This is a genomic window from Candidatus Spongiihabitans sp., from assembly GCF_965237845.1.
In the GTDB taxonomy this organism is placed as follows: Bacteria; Pseudomonadota; Gammaproteobacteria; order Arenicellales; family Poriferihabitantaceae; genus Spongiihabitans.
Genome location: NZ_OZ250154.1, coordinates 2,151,204 through 2,167,927, shown reverse-complemented (window position 1 = coordinate 2,167,927; position 16,724 = coordinate 2,151,204). Strand labels below are relative to the sequence as shown.

14 protein-coding genes are annotated in these 16,724 nt (G+C 49.4%); 9 read left to right on the top strand and 5 right to left on the bottom strand.

What is annotated here, in order from left to right; genetic code table 11:
* The first annotated feature begins 40 nt into the window (after positions 1-40).
* Both ACPXXB_RS10355 and ACPXXB_RS10350 read left to right on the top strand, forming a co-directional pair.
* Positions 41-814 (top strand): amino acid ABC transporter ATP-binding protein, encoded by a 774-nt coding sequence (locus tag ACPXXB_RS10355; protein ID WP_423911123.1) that lies wholly within the window; start codon positions 41-43, stop codon positions 812-814.
* 133 nt (positions 815-947) lie between these two features.
* A complete protein-coding gene (locus ACPXXB_RS10350) occupies positions 948-2,357 on the top strand; it encodes a hypothetical protein (protein WP_423907207.1) in 1,410 nt (469 codons plus the stop codon).
* A 56-nt stretch (positions 2,358-2,413) separates the two neighbouring features.
* On the opposite strand, the gene ACPXXB_RS10345 is transcribed toward ACPXXB_RS10350, so the two are convergent.
* Positions 2,414-3,082 (bottom strand): dienelactone hydrolase family protein, encoded by a 669-nt coding sequence (locus ACPXXB_RS10345; RefSeq protein WP_423911120.1) that lies wholly within the window; start codon positions 3,080-3,082, stop codon positions 2,414-2,416.
* 358 nt (positions 3,083-3,440) lie between these two features.
* The gene (locus tag ACPXXB_RS10340) at positions 3,441-4,031 is read right to left on the bottom strand and encodes a DNA-3-methyladenine glycosylase family protein (RefSeq protein WP_423907205.1); all 591 of its coding nucleotides are present in this window, start codon (positions 4,029-4,031) and stop codon (positions 3,441-3,443) included.
* Between the two features lie 144 nt (positions 4,032-4,175).
* Here ACPXXB_RS10340 and ACPXXB_RS10335 point away from each other — a divergent pair, with 144 nt between their 5' ends.
* The 7 genes from ACPXXB_RS10335 to ACPXXB_RS10305 all read left to right on the top strand — a co-directional run bounded on the left by ACPXXB_RS10335 (position 4,176) and on the right by ACPXXB_RS10305 (position 11,538).
* Positions 4,176-4,856, top strand: coding sequence for a winged helix-turn-helix domain-containing protein (locus tag ACPXXB_RS10335; RefSeq protein ID WP_423907204.1), 681 nt, complete (start codon positions 4,176-4,178; stop codon positions 4,854-4,856).
* Entirely contained in the window at positions 4,840-6,318 is a 1,479-nt protein-coding gene (locus tag ACPXXB_RS10330) for an ATP-binding protein (RefSeq protein WP_423907203.1), read from the top strand. Before ACPXXB_RS10335 ends, ACPXXB_RS10330 begins: the two co-directional genes overlap by 17 nt.
* Before the next feature lie 47 nt (positions 6,319-6,365).
* Positions 6,366-7,394, top strand: coding sequence for an AI-2E family transporter (locus tag ACPXXB_RS10325; protein ID WP_423907201.1), 1,029 nt, complete (start codon positions 6,366-6,368; stop codon positions 7,392-7,394).
* Positions 7,395-7,617: 223 nt separating this feature from the next.
* On the top strand, positions 7,618-8,397 hold the full coding sequence (locus ACPXXB_RS10320; protein ID WP_423907199.1) for an SDR family NAD(P)-dependent oxidoreductase: 780 nt from the start codon (positions 7,618-7,620) through the stop codon (positions 8,395-8,397).
* A 204-nt stretch (positions 8,398-8,601) separates the two neighbouring features.
* Positions 8,602-9,528, top strand: coding sequence for a homocysteine S-methyltransferase family protein (locus ACPXXB_RS10315; protein ID WP_423907197.1), 927 nt, complete (start codon positions 8,602-8,604; stop codon positions 9,526-9,528).
* Positions 9,529-9,571: 43 nt separating this feature from the next.
* Positions 9,572-10,459, top strand: a complete 888-nt coding sequence (locus ACPXXB_RS10310; RefSeq protein WP_423907195.1) for a DNA cytosine methyltransferase — start codon at positions 9,572-9,574, stop codon at positions 10,457-10,459.
* On the top strand, positions 10,456-11,538 hold the full coding sequence (locus ACPXXB_RS10305; protein ID WP_423907193.1) for a HindVP family restriction endonuclease: 1,083 nt from the start codon (positions 10,456-10,458) through the stop codon (positions 11,536-11,538). The genes ACPXXB_RS10310 and ACPXXB_RS10305 overlap by 4 nt, the downstream gene beginning before the upstream one ends.
* A gap of 29 nt (positions 11,539-11,567) precedes the next feature.
* On the opposite strand, the gene ACPXXB_RS10300 is transcribed toward ACPXXB_RS10305, so the two are convergent.
* The 3 genes from ACPXXB_RS10300 to carA all read right to left on the bottom strand — a co-directional run bounded on the left by ACPXXB_RS10300 (position 11,568) and on the right by carA (position 16,602).
* A complete protein-coding gene (locus tag ACPXXB_RS10300) occupies positions 11,568-12,095 on the bottom strand; it encodes a very short patch repair endonuclease (RefSeq protein ID WP_423907192.1) in 528 nt (175 codons plus the stop codon).
* A 69-nt stretch (positions 12,096-12,164) separates the two neighbouring features.
* Complete coding sequence (carB, locus tag ACPXXB_RS10295) at positions 12,165-15,431, bottom strand: carbamoyl-phosphate synthase large subunit (protein WP_423907190.1); 3,267 nt, start codon at positions 15,429-15,431, stop codon at positions 12,165-12,167.
* Positions 15,424-16,602, bottom strand: coding sequence for a glutamine-hydrolyzing carbamoyl-phosphate synthase small subunit (carA, locus tag ACPXXB_RS10290; protein WP_423907189.1), 1,179 nt, complete (start codon positions 16,600-16,602; stop codon positions 15,424-15,426). The genes carB and carA overlap by 8 nt, the downstream gene beginning before the upstream one ends.
* Between the last annotated feature and the right edge of the window lie 122 nt (positions 16,603-16,724).

Below are 16,724 nucleotides of genomic sequence, written 5' to 3'. Positions count from 1 at the left end.
AAAATAATGAGGTATTTCTGTTATGCCTAATCAAACCGATATGTCTAATCAAACCCAAGTCGATCAAACTCAGAACGCCAATCTCGCCATCAATATTGTGGCCATGCACAAATGGTATGGCGAATTTCATGTGCTGAAGGATATCAATCTGTCGGTAACCAGCGGTGAACGAATCGTTATCTGCGGCCCATCCGGCTCCGGCAAGTCCACCATGATTCGCTGTATCAACCGGCTGGAAGAGCACCAGCAAGGGGATATTATCGTCGATGGCGTGGAACTTACCAATGACCTGAAAAATATCGAAACGGTGCGCCGGGAAGTCGGCATGGTGTTCCAGCATTTTAATCTTTTCCCGCATTTAACCGTCCTGGAAAACTGCACACTGGCGCCGATTTGGGTGCGCAAAACCCCCAAGGCCGAAGCCGTGGAAATCGCCATGAAATACCTTGAGCGGGTCAAAATCCCGGAGCAGGCAAACAAGTTCCCCGGCCAGTTGTCCGGCGGTCAGCAACAGCGCGTGGCCATCGCCCGTAGTTTGTGCATGAACCCGCGCATTATGCTGTTCGACGAGCCGACCTCTGCGCTTGACCCGGAAATGATCAAGGAAGTGCTGGATGTCATGGTTGAACTGGCGCAGGAAGGCATGACCATGTTATGCGTAACCCACGAAATGGGCTTCGCCAAAACCGTCGCCAACCGCGTGATTTTCATGGATGTCGGCGAAATTATCGAAGAAAACACCCCGGATTTATTCTTCGACCACCCGCAACACGACCGCACCAAATTGTTCTTAAGCCAGATACTCAGCCATTAGCGAAAACTCGTCCGCTCGCCGACAATCGTTGTTCACACACTGATGAGTGGTTAGTCGGCCGGCAAGCAGCTCACGTCCAAGGTATGCGGGAGATTTTCCATAACACCTCCATTCGGCATTTGTCGTTCTGCCCATGCAGCGTATCCCCGTAGTGCTGGTTCTGTGCCTACTCTTTGGCCCGGTCTTTGGTCAGGCTTTCGCACAAGATACACCGCCCGAGACTGAGCAGAAAGCGTTGGATCTGGAGAATGATTTTTGTGAAAAAGCGCCCATTGACCAGCTTTGCTCGTATCTGCCCCATGATGTCACGGATTTCAGTGCGTCCTTTGTCTATCGGCTGATTATCCCGTCCGCGCAAAACCCATTTGACTTGTTTTCCTGGAAATCATTCATCGCATTGAACTGGCCCACGGACGACAAGGGTCATCCCCAAAGAAACCTGATTGGTACCGATCCGGAGGCGCCACGAGTATGGAACCACTATAAAAACCCTACACAGCTATTCGATCTGCCCGGTAATAATGTTTGCGCCGGTCGGCCCAGGAATAAATCGGTTTTGGTGATGGATGAGTTCATACAGGCCACGGGCCAGCCTTTGATCGACCGTAACCTGAACTATGTTGTCTATGATGTCCGGGTGAACCCGGTGGTGGAGACATACATCTATACAAATGGCCTTGAGAGCGTTGCTGGCCAAATCGCATTTAAGAATAGCGGAATTCCAATTGAGTTTCCTCTAGGTCACTACACCAATGTTGAAGCAAGAACGGGAGGTTCCGTGGGGGCGTTGCAAATTAAATCGGCGTGGCGCATTTTGCAGCCACATTCAAAGGATGACCCTAGGCGTTATCATACTGTCAATAGTTTAATCGCCATAGATGGAAGAGACACTATCACTGGCAAACCTTTGTGCGTTAAAGCCAAACTTGGATTGGTCGGTATGCACATTATGCATCGCACGCAAAGCGGCAATGGGGATGATTGGATATGGACAACTTTTGAGCATATAGATAATGTACCCACGGCGGATAACGCGCGCGGGCCAAACAGTATTTTTGCCGAAGAGTTATTTCCGGGCGGTTGTCAAATCGCCAACCCACCGGCACATCGCTATTCTTTCTACCAAAAAGACTGTCCGGACTGCAAAACAAATTGGATCGATTCCCAAGCCAGACAGAGCTGGAAGTGGTCGTCGCTGGCACCCTTTGCCGCCACCGCCGTGGCAGAAAATGGCTATGGTGTTCAGGCGGTTCGGTGCTGGAAACCGTCTTTAGGCACGCAGGCGATCAATCAAATCTGGCAACAAAAACTATCTGGCACCGTTTGGGCAAATTATCAATTGCTAACCACGCAGTGGAAAGGAGCCAATAAGGATCTGATGTTTCCAAACGGTGAAGTCCCCAGGTATCTGACCAATTCAACCATAGAAACCTATATTCAAACCAATCAAGATGGAACTTGCCTAGGCTGTCATAGCACTGCGACAAGCGATGCCCGGCAAACCGCTAATTTCACTTTTGTGTTAAAACGGGTGCGTCAGTAAGTACCCTGAATACGGCATCCGATGCCCCCCCACGCGAGTCGGCTTTGATACGGTCATCATTGGCCGATATGCTGTTGTAAAAAGGCTTGAACCCGATCACCAACCCATCCCGTCTGGTCAACATCGAACTCGTGTCCGGCGCCTTCAATTATTCTGAGGGTAAATAAATGCTTTTGATTTGGCTCGGTTTTTTTCAACATCTCCTGGCATAATAAGGTACGCAACAACTCGTCTTTCTCGCCCACAAACACCAAGGATGGCGCAATATATTCCGAGTCCATTTCACAATCCGGAGAAAACGCCACCGCCGCCTTGAATCGCCGCTTAAATAGCCGCGCATATCCGTGGGCATTCACGGATTTTACTGATCCCGAACCGCCCAACCCCCATCCCATGATGGCGGCTCTTTCCGTATCAATGTGAGGCAATGCGCTCAAATACTCCAGTGCGCCCATGCCATCGAACAACAAATCAGTGCTACTCACAATGTCGCCATAGCGGGCTGGATGATCACAGTTCATGCTAATATGCGAACGTGATGTCACGCTATTTACTTGCACCGCGACATACCCCCATTGAACAATTTGTGCTGGCCAGTCTTGCTCCAGGTCGGTCCAGCCCTTGCAGGCAGGAAACATCAGAACGACAGCAAACGGGCCTTCCCCCTCTGGCATTGTCAGTGTCGCTGATAATGCATCCCCAGGTTTTCCTTGCCTGGTCGGCATACCTTGTGCTTTGGATACACGAATCATGAATGGCGTCGGCGGCAGTACCGCGCTGTTGAATGAGATTATTTCCTTAGCCAACGACACGCTGATGAATGGGATACTGCCAATCAGAAAACTGATGCACGCAAAGACAAAGGAACGCACCCGCATCAGCAGGATATGGCGAGTCAAGTCAGTGCCGTGTAATGCTATTGAATAACCGTTGTGCATTCTGGCGACGGGATTTCTGGTTGGCATTTCCAGTCATGTTAGAGTAAGCCGCATTTCTGGTCAAGCGATAATTTGTCAACCAAGTCTCTGCGCTCGTGAATTCAACGAGCGTCCGGCCATTGTCGATGGCCGCAATGCCCCACAGTCAATCCAGAGTCGCTGAGCCATAATACTTCCACATCAACAACGCCACGCTGGTTCGGTGCGGCGACCATTTCTCGCTGAGATTTCTGGTTTGTTTTTCATCAGGGCGACTGCAAAGTTTTTGATAACGCTGCACCGCCGTTTGCAACGCCAGGTCATTTGCCGGAAATATGTCGGCGCGACCCAAAGCGAACATGGCGTAAATTTCCGCTGACCACCTACCCATTCCCTTGATTTTGGTGAGTTCCAAAATCACCCCGCTATCGGTCAGTGTTTCCATACCCTCCAGTATCAAGTCTTTGGCCAATACCATTTCAGCCAATCCTCTAACATAACTTATTTTTCTTGCCGACAACCCGCACTGCCGTAGCTGGGTAGGCGTCCGATTCAGTATTTTTCTTGGTGTGACTGCTCCACGGTTCGATTTTTCGAGTCTGTCCCAGATTGCAGCAGCTGCTTTGGTGGATAACTGTTGCGCATTAATAATCCCAACCAAAGTCGAGAAACCTGGTTTTCTTATGCGCGGCTCAGGATAACCCACTTGATCGATGACTTGGGTCAAGCCCGGATCAAGTCGACATGCCTTGTTCATCTCTGATTCAAGCGACGCCCGCTGTATTCCGACATGTTGAACTTTATTGGCTGGCGGCCGCACCGATTGACAATCGATTATCATTTACAATACCATATCATTTTTCGTTCACCATAGCACCACCATCCCGCCTTGGAGAAACTCATGCGCGTATTGATAATCGAAGACGACCAAGCGACCGCGGCCTACATACAAAAAGGATTGGCGGAGGCCGGACATGCCGTTGACATAGCGGTTCAGGGTGATGATGGTTTATCGATGGCGACCAGCGAAAACTACCAGGCATTAATCGTTGACCGAATGTTGCCGGTTATGGATGGACTCACTGTCATTGCCGCCTTGCGGTTACAAAACAACCATACTCCGGCCTTGATTTTAAGCGCTTTGGGTGATGTGGACGAGCGCGTAGAAGGCCTAAAAGCGGGGGGTGATGATTATTTAACCAAGCCATTCGCATTCTCTGAATTGCTGGCACGGCTGGAAGCACTGGAAAGAAGATCCGCTGCGGGCACCCTGGAAACTACTTTGGCGGCAGGGGATCTGGTAATGAATTTGCTCGATCGAGAAGTCAAGCGAGGTGACACATTCATTGATTTACAACCGCGCGAATTTCGGTTGCTTGAATATTTGATGCGTCATCGCAATCAGGTGGTCACCCGAACCATGCTGCTGGAAAATGTTTGGGACTATAATTTTGATCCACAAACCAATGTCATAGATGTTCATATCAGCCGTCTGCGCGGAAAAATAGATAAAAATTTTGATACCCAGCTGTTAAACACTGTGCGCGGCGCGGGATATATTTTACGTGCGGCAAAGACATAGTTTATTTCATAGTTACACCCTTCGACTGGCGTTGCTGTACGCCATCATCTTTAGCGCGTCAACATTATTGCTGTTTTATTTCTTCTATATTTTTACCGCGTCCTATATGACCCAGCAAATGGACAGCACGATACAGGCAGAAATCCAGGGTCTGGTCGAGCGATACGATCAGGAGGGACTTCGGGGATTAACCACATTGATCTCTGAACGGGTGAACCGGCAGCAAGCCACGGGTAATTCTATTTATTTACTGACCACATTCACCTTGCAACCGGTGGTGGGAAATCTCGACCGCTGGCCCAGCAATGCGTCCAGTAATAACGACTGGATTGAATTCAGTTTAGAAAGAAATGAACAAACCAATGAAACTCATTTGGCGAGAGCCAAGATTTTTCGCCTGCCCGAAAAGTATGGATTGTTGGTCGGTCGCGATATAAACCAGCTCACCGAAGCTAAAAGAAGAATAATTCAGGCATTGGCCTGGGGGCTGGTCATCATGGTCTTGCTGGCATTCCTTGGCGGACTGGTATTGAGTAGAAAAACGGTAAGAAAGATCGAGCGGATAAATCAAACCACCAAAAGCATTATGTCCGGAGATTTATCGAGACGAATTCCGGTAACCGGTCGTAATGATGATTTTGACCAGGTGGCGGATAATCTCAACCAAATGCTGGATCGAATACAAATGCTTATGGAAGATGTGCGCCGGGTATCCGACAACATTGCACACGACTTGCGCACGCCTCTGGCAAGGTTGCGACAACATTTGGAAGAGGCAAGGCTACGGGAAGAGCCGACCTCAAAGTCTGCCATAAACCTGGAACAATCGATCAAGGAAGCTGACTCATTACTGGTAACCTTTAATGCGTTGCTTCGCATTGCGCGAATTGAAGCGGGCCAGGTCAGGGCCGGGTTTTCCATGATTGATTTTCATGCGCTACTGCGGGACATCGTTGAATTTTATGAGCCGTTGATTGAAGAAAAACACCAGACCCTGGAAACAACTTTACAAGCCAACATAAAATCTCAGGGAGATCAGAACCTTTTATTCCAGGCATTTGCCAATGTGGTTGAAAATGCGATTAAATACATGCCCGATTGCGGCAATCTCTCACTATCGTTAATTCGATTGAATGCCGAGCTTGTGATCACCATCGCCGACAATGGTCCGGGCATTCCCGAGTCAGAACGGGATACAGTTTTTCGTCGATTTTACCGGCTTGATCAAAGTCGCAGCAGCAGTGGCAACGGCCTTGGTTTGAGCATGGTGTCGGCAGTCATTGCATTGCATCGCGGCACCATTAGCCTGCAGGATAACGCGCCGGGATTACGTGTTATTATCAGACTGCCGCTAACGGAAAGTTTGGCCAAAACACAACTCGTGGAGGCGCCACCCGTGGGCGAATCTGTCGTTCAAGAAATTGATCTCCCGACAGAGGCAAACCGCACAGCGATAAGCTAATACACACGCCAATAAATACGATAGGGCAATACACACAATAGATTTGTATGGAATTTTCAAATAACTTTTCTCCAACAGCAAGGATGATATTAGTCGGCGCTGCAATTGTCGTGTTGATCGCGGGACTCAAGAGTGCAAGCGGCATCGTTTCTCCATTATTAATGGCGGTGTTCATATCCATCGTCTGCACCCCGGCATTATTTTGGATGCAGCGTCGTGGATTCCCAACTGTGGTCGCATTGATTGTTATCCTCGGGATAGTTGGACTATTAGGCGTTGCGGTGTTTAGCCTAATCGCCAGCTCCCTCGATCAATTCAGCAATTCGCTGCCCAGATATAAACAAAACCTCGCGGCAATGTATGAACAGTTCAACGCAACCATCATGCGCTGGGGATATTCGTTACCCGTGGACGGCATTGCCGAACAAATGAATCCTGACTCGCTGATCAAGCTGCTCAACTATATGCTCAGTGGCTTGAGCAACATTCTGGCAGACGGACTCGTGGTATTTCTGGCCGTGCTGTTTATCCTGGCAGAGGTGGCAAACTTGCCCAATAAACTCAGGCACGCCTTAAAAAGTCCGGATCAGTCGATGAAAAGACTCCAGGCATTTACTGGAAAAGTGATTCGTTATCTCGCGTTAAAGGCGGCCACCAGTGTATTAACTGCGATTTGTGTTGCCGTGGTGTTGTGGATATTGAAAATTGACTACGTTTTTCTTTGGGCGGTATTGGCGTTTTTCCTGAATTTCATACCCTATGTCGGCTCCGTTCTGGCCGGCATCCCGGCCGTATTGCTGGCATTGGTTGACCACGGCCTGGTCACCGCGTTATGGGTTACTGCGGGTTATGTAGTCATTAACATCGTGATTGGAAATATTATCGAAACCCGACTAATGGGCGGCGGTTTGAACCTGTCTTCCTTCGTGGTGTTTGTTTCCCTGATTTTCTGGGGCTGGGTATTGGGACCGGTCGGGATGTTTCTCTCCATTCCCTTAACCATGTTGATCACCATTGCGCTGGAAAGCGGCCCGGATTCACAACGCATCGCCCAGTTAATGCAAAATACTCACTAGCCGGTTATCCGCTCGGGGCGTGCGTGAAAAATTACTCCTGCAATTTTTTCTTGATCGTAGCGAACCCGCAGGGGCACAACAATCAGGGATGATACGCACAATCCAGTCAAACACTCATGAGATGCGCTTTAGCGCGGGGAATTCATTCATTCGTCCTGTTAATTTGATTATCCCGCATTTTTCGGTTTTAATCAGGATTCCTTAATTCCTCTGGCATCTTTTAATGTCAACTCGAAATCGTATCCAGCCGTTGTTTCAATTGGAAGGTAAAGTCGCCTTAATCACCGGTGCCAGCAAGGGAATTGGCGAAGCCATAGCGCGCGGGCTGGCCGAATTTGGGGCCAAGGTGGTGGTCAGTAGTCGTAATCAGGAAGCGGTTGAAACCGTTGCTGATGCCTTTAGAGCGGATGGGCTGAAGGCAATCGGTATCGCCGCGAACATTGGAAACATCGACCAGGCCCACGCCCTGGTCGATAAAACGGTGGAAGCATATGGTGGATTGGACATTATCATTAACAACGCCGCCGCCAATCCCGTATCTGGTCCAATTCAAAAAACCGAACAAAGCGCTTTCGACAAGATCATTGATGTCAATCTAAAAGGCCCGCTTGAATTATGCAAAAAAGCCTACCCGATTCTCAAACAACGCGGCGGCTCGATCATTCACATCAGCTCAATAGGCGGCGTTACCCCACAATCGGGCATCGGCATATACAGCGTCAGCAAAGCGGCGATAAATAACCTGACCCAAGTCATGGCACAGGATTGGGGCGCGGACAATATTCGGGTGAATGCGATTTGCCCCGGATTGATCGAAACAAAATTCAGCGAAGCCCTGTGGAGCAATCAGGCGATTTTGGAACGGTTTCTAAAGCGCATACCGCTCAAGCGCATCGGCACCGCCGACGAGGTCGCCGGACTGGCTGTTTATTTGGCATCGGATGCCGCGGCTTATTGTACCGGCAGTATATACATGCTTGATGGCGGCTATTCGGCGAATTGATGGATGCAGGAAAACCAGGGTTTCTGCAACAGTCCCCGCGTAAAAACAGGAATCGGGGGCAAATAGGGTTGACTGAAGGGCTGTCATTTTGGCCAGTCGCCGATTGTTTATTTAAACCTGCTACATTCATTCATGACACAATCGCTCAAACCTTAAAACAACCACCGCTCAAAAAACATTCAACGCTCAAGGTTTTTAAAGATTATGGCTTCGTTAAGTGAACGACTAGACCGCAATGAGATTATCCTGCTGGATGGCGGTGTCAGTACTGAAATTCAGAAACGAGGGGTACCATTGGATGCCAATGTCTGGAGCGGATTAACCACCAAAACTCACCCCGACCAAGTGCGTCAGGTACACGAAGACTATATCCGTGCGGGCGCCCAGGTCATAACAGCAAACACCTATTCCACCGCACGGCATGTTCTGGAAAGTATCAATCTGGGACACGAAGCTCAAGCGCTTAACTTTAAATCAGTGCAAATTGCAAAACAGGCACGTGACAATGCGGCCGATGACGATGTATGGATCGCCGGGTCCATGTCCAGCATGCCGCCATTGACCAGCCATCGGGAAGTCGCCACAGGCGCGCATGTGGAAGCAAGTTATCAGGAACTTGCTGAAGCGCTGGCACTGGCCGGGGTGGACCTGATCATTACGGAAATGATGAGGGATATTGACAATGCAACCATGGTTATCAACGCCGCCGTCTCCACCGGCCTTCCGGTCTGGATCGGATACAGCACGATGATGGCCGAAGACGGCATTGATGTAAAAAGCTTGCGTTGGAAAAACACCGATAGCATCGCGACTGCTCCTGATTTTACCACGCTGGTTAAAACGCTGAGCCCGCTTGGTGGCCAGGCTGCAGGAATCATGCACACCCAGGTAGGTAATATTGAGCCCGCCCTTGAAGTGCTGGGAAAACACTGGTCAGGCGCAAAACTTGCCTATGCCGAAACCGGCTGCTTGTTGTTGCCGGAATGGCGTTTTGAAGAAGTTTGCTCGCCCCTGGACTATGCCGCAGAAGTCAAAAAATGGATAAAAAAACACGGTGTGCAGATCGTTGGCGGTTGTTGTGGAACCGGCCCCGAACATATCCGTGCACTAAAACATTTGCGATATAATTAAACAAGACAGAATTTCAATCACTGGCGAAAGTGAAAACACGAGCATGAACAAGGTTGTCGATTTATTCGCTGGGGTTGGCGGACTTGGTTTGGGGTTTGAGCAGGCTGGCTTCGATGTGATCGCCGCGTATGATATCTGGGCCAAGGCAAGCGCCGTGCATGACAGGAACTTGCGCCATCCGGTTTATTTACTTGATTTGTCCAACGAGAAATCGGCGGCCAGGCATATCGCGCAACACTCCCCGAACATCATCATCGGCGGTCCGCCATGCCAGGATTTCTCCAGCGCCGGCAAGCGAAAGGAAAGAAAAAACGCCGATCTGACACAATCTTTTGCCCGCATAATAACGCTCATCAAGCCGATGCTGTTTGTCATGGAAAACGTCGAACGGGCGCGGAACAGCATGTCTTACGCCCGCGCCCGCAAGGTGTTCAAGGGAAGCGATTACGGGCTGACCGAGGTTGTGCTGGATGCCAGCTACTGCGGTGTCCCGCAACGGCGCAAGAGGTTTTTCTGCGTCGGTGCGCAGAACCTGCCGGACGGCGCGTTTGCTGCGCACCTGGCTGGTATGCTTGCCAGCCAACCGCTCACGGTCGCCGACTATATGAAAGATGAAATCGACACCCAGTTCTATTATCGGCATCCGCGCAATTATTCGCGCCGCGCAATTTATTCGACAAACGAACCATCGGCCACAATTCGGGGCGTGAACAGGCCTATCCCGCCGAATTACCCGGGCCATCCCGGTGATGCTGCCCCAATCGACAAGGCAAGGCCGCTGACCACTCAGGAGCGCTCACGCATACAGACTTTCCCAACATCATGGAAATGGCATGGAAACAAAACCGATGTTGAGCAAATGATTGGCAATGCGGTACCGGTGGAACTTGGCGGGTTTGTCGCACGCGCAATCATGCAGGCGCGACAATGAGCAAGCCGTCCCTCTATGGATTGGTCAACTCCAATAGATCCGAACAGAATCTGTGGGGCAAAAACCAGTTTAACAGTGCTTTCCCAGTCTCCCTGTGTTGCTATATGCGCGACCACGGCATGCGCCCGATCTATATTGCCGTGAACAGCGACTTCTCGCACCGCACAGAAGAAAACGAGATCACGTTCGCTGACGTGTTTGGAGCATCTGCGCCTGAAGCGAATATTCGATTCGAGTTTGAAACAGCTTTTGGGCCATTCCGCGAGTTTTTGTACGATAGTCTGGATAGGATTGACCTTGTGACAAAAGACACTTCCGGCACACAATTCCTCAACCCGTTGGAAGTAAAGCTAACGGTTGTCCCCGACAGTACCACCTGTAAACTGGAAAATGAAAGCTCTTGGAGTAGTGAGCTGGTTATCCGCCCCGCGACTTCTTCCTATGCTGCACTGAGCATTTATAACAGCATTGGACAATGTGCTACCGCCAGGAACATCGTGGAACCACTGTCCGCTGAAGTGCAAGATTGGAATAACGCCACCGAAATATCTTCTAAGAAAACCGATGTCATTGATCGTCTGCAAGAATACCTAAAAACTTTCCATGAGAAACAAAAGCCTTTTCTGATTCATCCGATATGGAAAACAAAAGGAAAAAGCCCTCAGTTGGCGGACAACTGCTTTGATGTATTTGTATGGTCCGATTTCGCCGTATGCAAAGCTTTCATTGATCTCGCCTGTGAATCGAAAAGGGGGAAACTTTCACGCTCTATGCGGGAATGCGCTCGTATGTTGCGGTGCTTGAATGAGCTGCACACAAAAGGCAAGGTCGACATCCAAAAAATATACAAGGGAATGGGGATGGGAAACCAGACAGACAAGGCATTGGCACTAAGCGGAACGGCCACCCACCAATACATGCGCCACGAAAGACTGACAAAACCAGTGCTAACAAAAGACGTGCTGAAAGATATTATTTTGAACGGCGGAGAACGTTTGCTGAGCCCCGAAAGACGTTTCGATGCCACAATTTACTATACTTGCCGAGAATTACTATCTGGACAAACTCGCGGCAATTGAAGGAAGAGACTGCGGAAAGCCCCTCGAAATCAAGTCGTTTTGTCCCTTTTCCTGTCGCCCTCGGAAATTAAATATCGGCTCCTTTTCTCGGCCACTTTCAAGACCGCGCTATCCTGCATTGAGAGTTCATATTCGATCTTCTTGCGTATTCCCAGTGTGCGAAGAATATCGTCCACTACTTGGTTCGGGCACTTCATAATCTCGCATTCCCAAACCGTGACCACCTTCCACCCGGCTTTTTTCAGGGCCGCCAGATTGACCTTATCGCGCGCCCGATTGGCTTCCAGTTTCTTTTTCCAGTAGTCCTGGTTGCTGGCCGGCATGCGCGCGTTTTTGCATCCGCGATGAAGATGCCAGAAACATCCGTGCACGAAAATCACGGTGCTATGCTTAGGCAGAACGATATCCGGCTTGCCCGGCAATCCGCGCCCGCCCAACCGAAACCGCAGACCGCGCCGATGCAACAGCATTCTCACCACGACCTCCGGTTTCGTATGCTGCCCGCGCACACGGCTCATCACCCATGAGCGCTGCCGCTTCGACATGGTGTCAATCATGCGCCGATGAAAAAATCAATAATTGAAATGCGATTGCCTGTGCCATGTCATTCAGGTCATCCGGGGCAGCTAAATCAGGATGGGGTTATTTTTGAGTTTTCGGTGAAGCGCCTGCAGTTTGTTAACCGTTATCGTTCCAGCATGTTGGTGTGCTTCTACCGATGCTTTGGCTGCTGCCAATGTCGTATAGTAGGTCACTTTATGAAGCAAAGCTTCACGGCGAATTGTATAGGAATCTTTTAAGCTCTGTTTACCGGAAGTGGTGTTTATAATTAAATCGAAATCGTCATTTTTTATCATGTCGACGACGTGCGGCCGACCTTCGATCACCTTGTTGACTCTTTTAGCTGGAATCCCTGCATTGTTAATGACTATCGCTGTTCCTTCCGTCGCAATAATTTTAAAACCTGCCTTGTGAAAGTAACCTGCAATTTCAATTGCATCGGCTTGGTCTTCTCTGCGCAAGCTAAATAAAACTGTGCCGCTACGTGGAATCGTATAACTGGCGGCATTTTGCGCCTTTTCAAACGCTTCGCCAAAACTTTCGCCGATTCCCATCACTTCGCCCGTGCTTTTCATTTCCGGGCCCAACACGGTATCAACGCCGGGAAATTTAATAAACGGAAATACCGCCTCTTTTACCGAATAAAATCCAGCAACCTGTTCGCTGACAATTCCCTGCTCCATTAAAGATTGCCCGACCATACATCGGGCTGCAATTTTCGCTAACGGCCGGGCCGTTGCTTTGGATACAAATGGCACCGTTCTTGAAGCTCTGGGATTGACTTCAAGCACGTAAATTTGATTATCCTTGACCGCGAATTGTACGTTCATCAATCCAACCACGTTAAGCGCCAATGCTATGGCTTTGGTCTGCTTTCGCAACTCATCTTGAATTGAAGTCGATAAGCTAAATGGGGGTAACGAACAGGCCGAGTCTCCAGAATGCACTCCGGCCTCTTCGATATGCTCCATGATGCCGCCAATCACGACTGCCTGCCCATCGCATACCGCATCGACATCGACTTCTACGGCATCATTCAAAAACCGATCAAGCAACACCGGCGAGTCAAATGAGACGCTCAAAGCAGATTTCATATAAGCGGATAAATCTTCAGAACCGTAAACAATTTCCATCCCCCGCCCACCCAAAACATAGGAAGGTCGCAACACCAGTGGATAGCCAATTTCTTCGGCTAGAGTAAGTGCCTCCTTTGAATTATTTGCAATTCGATTGGGCGGTTGCAATAGCCCCAGGTCAGAGAGCAGTTTTTGAAAGAACGCCCTATCTTCTGCTTGATGTATCGATGTCGGTGTTGTGCCAATAATTGGCGTACCGGCATGCTCTAACGCCCGCGCCAACTTCAATGGCGTTTGTCCACCAAACTGCACAATCACGCCAAACGGTTTTTCAATCCGGACAATTTCCAGCACATCTTCCAAAGTCAGGGATTCGAAATACAATCTATCTGAAGTATCGTAGTCCGTGGACACGGTTTCCGGATTGCAATTGACCATAATGGTCTCAAATCCATCCTCCCGCAACGCCATAGCGGCGTGGACACAGCAATAATCAAATTCAATTCCCTGTCCAATTCGATTTGGGCCGCCGCCCAGGACAATAATCTTCCGGTTATTGGTAGGCAGCGCTTCACATTCATCCTCGTAGCTGGAATACAAATACGCCGTGGTTGTATCAAACTCCGCCGCACAAGAATCCACTCGCTTGAATACCGGATGAATATTATGGGTATGCCTAAAGTCTCTGATTGCTTGCTCATCGACACCCATTAAAGTCGCAATTCTTCGATCAGAGAATCCTTTTTTCTTCCATTGCCGCATTGAATCTTGCGTGATTAAATCGGGCTTGCTTAAATCAGAGCCGCATTTTTCAAGCGTAGCTTTGGAAATAGCGCTTTCTGTGACTATCAAATCTTCGATTTCTGCGAGAAACCAATGATCAATCTTGCAAATCTTGTGGATGTATTCCACCGACATCCCAAATCTGAACGCTTCGGCGACATACCATGGTCTGCTCGCACCGGGAATTCGAAGTTTAGCGGTTATAAATTCCTCGGCTGAATTGTCATTTGGAATGGTTTGCTCATCCAACCCCTGCGAGCTAATTTCCAATCCACGCAGTGCTTTTTGGAAAGATTCCTGAAAAGTCCGGCCAATGGCCATGACCTCGCCAACGGATTTCATCTGGGTGGTCAAAGTTGCATCCGCCTGGGGAAATTTTTCAAAATCGAAGCGTGGAATTTTGGTCACCACGTAATCAATGCTCGGCTCAAAAGACGCCGGGGTCGCGCCCCCGGTAATATCGTTGCTTAACTGGTCCAGCGTAAACCCGACGGCCAGTTTAGCCGCCACCTTGGCAATCGGAAAACCCGTGGCCTTGGACGCTAACGCTGAAGACCGCGACACCCGTGGATTCATTTCGATAATAATCAACCGACCGTTCTGTGGATTGACTGCGAACTGAACATTTGAGCCGCCGGTATCAACACCAATTTCACGAAGCACCGCGATACTCGCATCGCGCATAATTTGGTATTCTTTATCGGTGAGAGTCTGCGCCGGCGCAACGGTTATTGAATCTCCGGTATGCACCCCCATCGGATCGAGGTTTTCAATCGAGCAGATAATAATGCAGTTATCGTGACTGTCCCGCACCACTTCCATTTCATATTCTTTCCAACCGATGATACTTTCTTCAATTAACAACTCTTTGGTTGGCGATGCGTCCAGTCCGCGGCTGCAGATCTGGTTGAACTCACTGCTGTTGTAAGCAATTCCGCCGCCACTGCCGCCTAAAGTGAAGGACGGTCGAATAATTGCCGGGAAGCCAATTTTTTCCGCTATGGCATGGGCATCCTCAATTGAATGCGCGATTTCGCCATTAACGGTTTCCAGATTTATCTTTTTCATTGCCATGCGGAAAAGCTCACGATCCTCGGCTTTGTCAATGGCTTCACTGGTTGCGCCAATCATCTCGACTTTGTACTTGCTCAAAACACCATGGCGATTTAAATCCAACGCACAATTCAACCCAGTTTGTCCGCCCATGGTGGGCAAGATCGCGTCTGGTCGCTCCTGTTCGATTATCTTCTCCAGAGTACGCCAGGTTATTGGTTCGATATAGGTCGCATCCGCGAAATCCGGGTCGGTCATAATCGTAGCCGGGTTGGAATTGACCAGAATCACCCGATAGCCCTCTTCTTTTAACGCCTTGCAGGCTTGCACCCCGGAATAATCAAATTCGCAGGCCTGACCAATGACAATAGGCCCGGCGCCAATGATTAGAACCGACTTTATATCGCTGCGTTTAGGCATTAAAACGACTCCCAGCCTTGGCGCTGTTCTCTATCATAGTGATAAATCTATCAAATAAATAACCAATATCCTTTGGGCCAGGGCTCGCCTCGGGATGGCCCTGGAATGAAAAGGCAGGTTTATCTATGCGCTCAATTCCCTGAATTGATCCATCGAATAATGACCGATGTGTGACCTTGATTTTATCGTTTAACGAATTTTCATCGACCGTGAACCCATGATTCTGACTGGTAATCAATACCTGTTTGGTGTGTAAATCCTGAACCGGGTGGTTCGCGCCATGATGCCCAAATTTCATTTTCATGGTTTTTGCGCCGCTGGCCAGCGCCAATAGCTGATGGCCAAGGCAAATACCAAATACGGGTATATTGTTATCCAAAATTTCTTGGATAGCGGTGATCGCATAGTCACAGGGTTCTGGATCCCCAGGCCCATTGGACAAAAATACGCCATTCGGGTTACATGCGAGTATTTGATCGGCGGTGGCGGTGGCTGGCATCACGGTAATGTCGCATCCGCGGGCCGCCAATATCCGCAATATATTGTGCTTTATGCCAAAATCACAGACTACAATTTTCCAATCATGTTTTGCTGTGGCCGGTTTTGCTGTGGATCGGTATCCAGATTTCAAATTCCAAATTCCATCGCGCCAATGATAAGGCTGGTCCACGGAAACCTGTTTTGCCAAATCCATACCCGCCAATCCCGGAAATGCCTTTGCGGCCTCTAAGGCGACATTCAGGGCGGCATCGCCATCAATGCTTCCTCCGGCGGCGATACAACCGCGTTGCGCACCTTTGGTTCGAAGCAGTCTGGTCAACTTCCGGGTATCAATATCGCTGATCGCCACCACGCCCTGCTCTATCAGAAAATCCGGGAGTGATCGTTGGGCTCGCCAATTGCTATACCGTTGCGGCACATTTTTTACAATGAGACCGGCGCAGAAAACTTTTCTGGATTCAACGTCTTCGGAATTAACCCCGACATTACCGATATGGGGATAGGTCAGGGTGACCAGCTGTTTTGCGTAGGAAGGATCGGTCAGGATTTCCTGGTAGCCAGTGATGGCGGTGTTGAAAACCACCTCGCCTGCACCCATTCCATTCGCACCAATTGATTTACCATAGAACGTACTGCCATCTTCAAGGATAAGCAGAGCAGGTATATTCAAAAATCTCTCCAGTCAAGCAAACAACAGGGCACTGCCTGTCACTAATTTTGCCACTACTATTGCTAAAAAAGGGAGAAACCGCACGGTTTCCCCCCTTGTTGCATCATAGTGGCATCATATTG

What these genes read in the sequence shown, in the direction of transcription:
- ACPXXB_RS10300 (WP_423907192.1), bottom strand. Translation starts at nt 12,095, where the DNA reads ATGATTGACACCATGTCGAAGCGGCAGCGCTCATGGGTGATGAGCCGT.
- ACPXXB_RS10310 (WP_423907195.1), top strand. Translation starts at nt 9,572, where the DNA reads ATGAACAAGGTTGTCGATTTATTCGCTGGGGTTGGCGGACTTGGTTTG.
- ACPXXB_RS10315 (WP_423907197.1), top strand. Translation starts at nt 8,602, where the DNA reads ATGGCTTCGTTAAGTGAACGACTAGACCGCAATGAGATTATCCTGCTG.
- ACPXXB_RS10345 (WP_423911120.1), bottom strand. Translation starts at nt 3,082, where the DNA reads ATGCCGACCAGGCAAGGAAAACCTGGGGATGCATTATCAGCGACACTG.
- ACPXXB_RS10325 (WP_423907201.1), top strand. Translation starts at nt 6,366, where the DNA reads ATGGAATTTTCAAATAACTTTTCTCCAACAGCAAGGATGATATTAGTC.
- ACPXXB_RS10335 (WP_423907204.1), top strand. Translation starts at nt 4,176, where the DNA reads ATGCGCGTATTGATAATCGAAGACGACCAAGCGACCGCGGCCTACATA.
- ACPXXB_RS10355 (WP_423911123.1), top strand. Translation starts at nt 41, where the DNA reads ATGTCTAATCAAACCCAAGTCGATCAAACTCAGAACGCCAATCTCGCC.
- carB (WP_423907190.1), bottom strand. Translation starts at nt 15,431, where the DNA reads ATGCCTAAACGCAGCGATATAAAGTCGGTTCTAATCATTGGCGCCGGG.
- ACPXXB_RS10305 (WP_423907193.1), top strand. Translation starts at nt 10,456, where the DNA reads ATGAGCAAGCCGTCCCTCTATGGATTGGTCAACTCCAATAGATCCGAA.
- ACPXXB_RS10340 (WP_423907205.1), bottom strand. Translation starts at nt 4,031, where the DNA reads ATGAACAAGGCATGTCGACTTGATCCGGGCTTGACCCAAGTCATCGAT.
- ACPXXB_RS10350 (WP_423907207.1), top strand. Translation starts at nt 948, where the DNA reads ATGCAGCGTATCCCCGTAGTGCTGGTTCTGTGCCTACTCTTTGGCCCG.
- ACPXXB_RS10320 (WP_423907199.1), top strand. Translation starts at nt 7,618, where the DNA reads ATGTCAACTCGAAATCGTATCCAGCCGTTGTTTCAATTGGAAGGTAAA.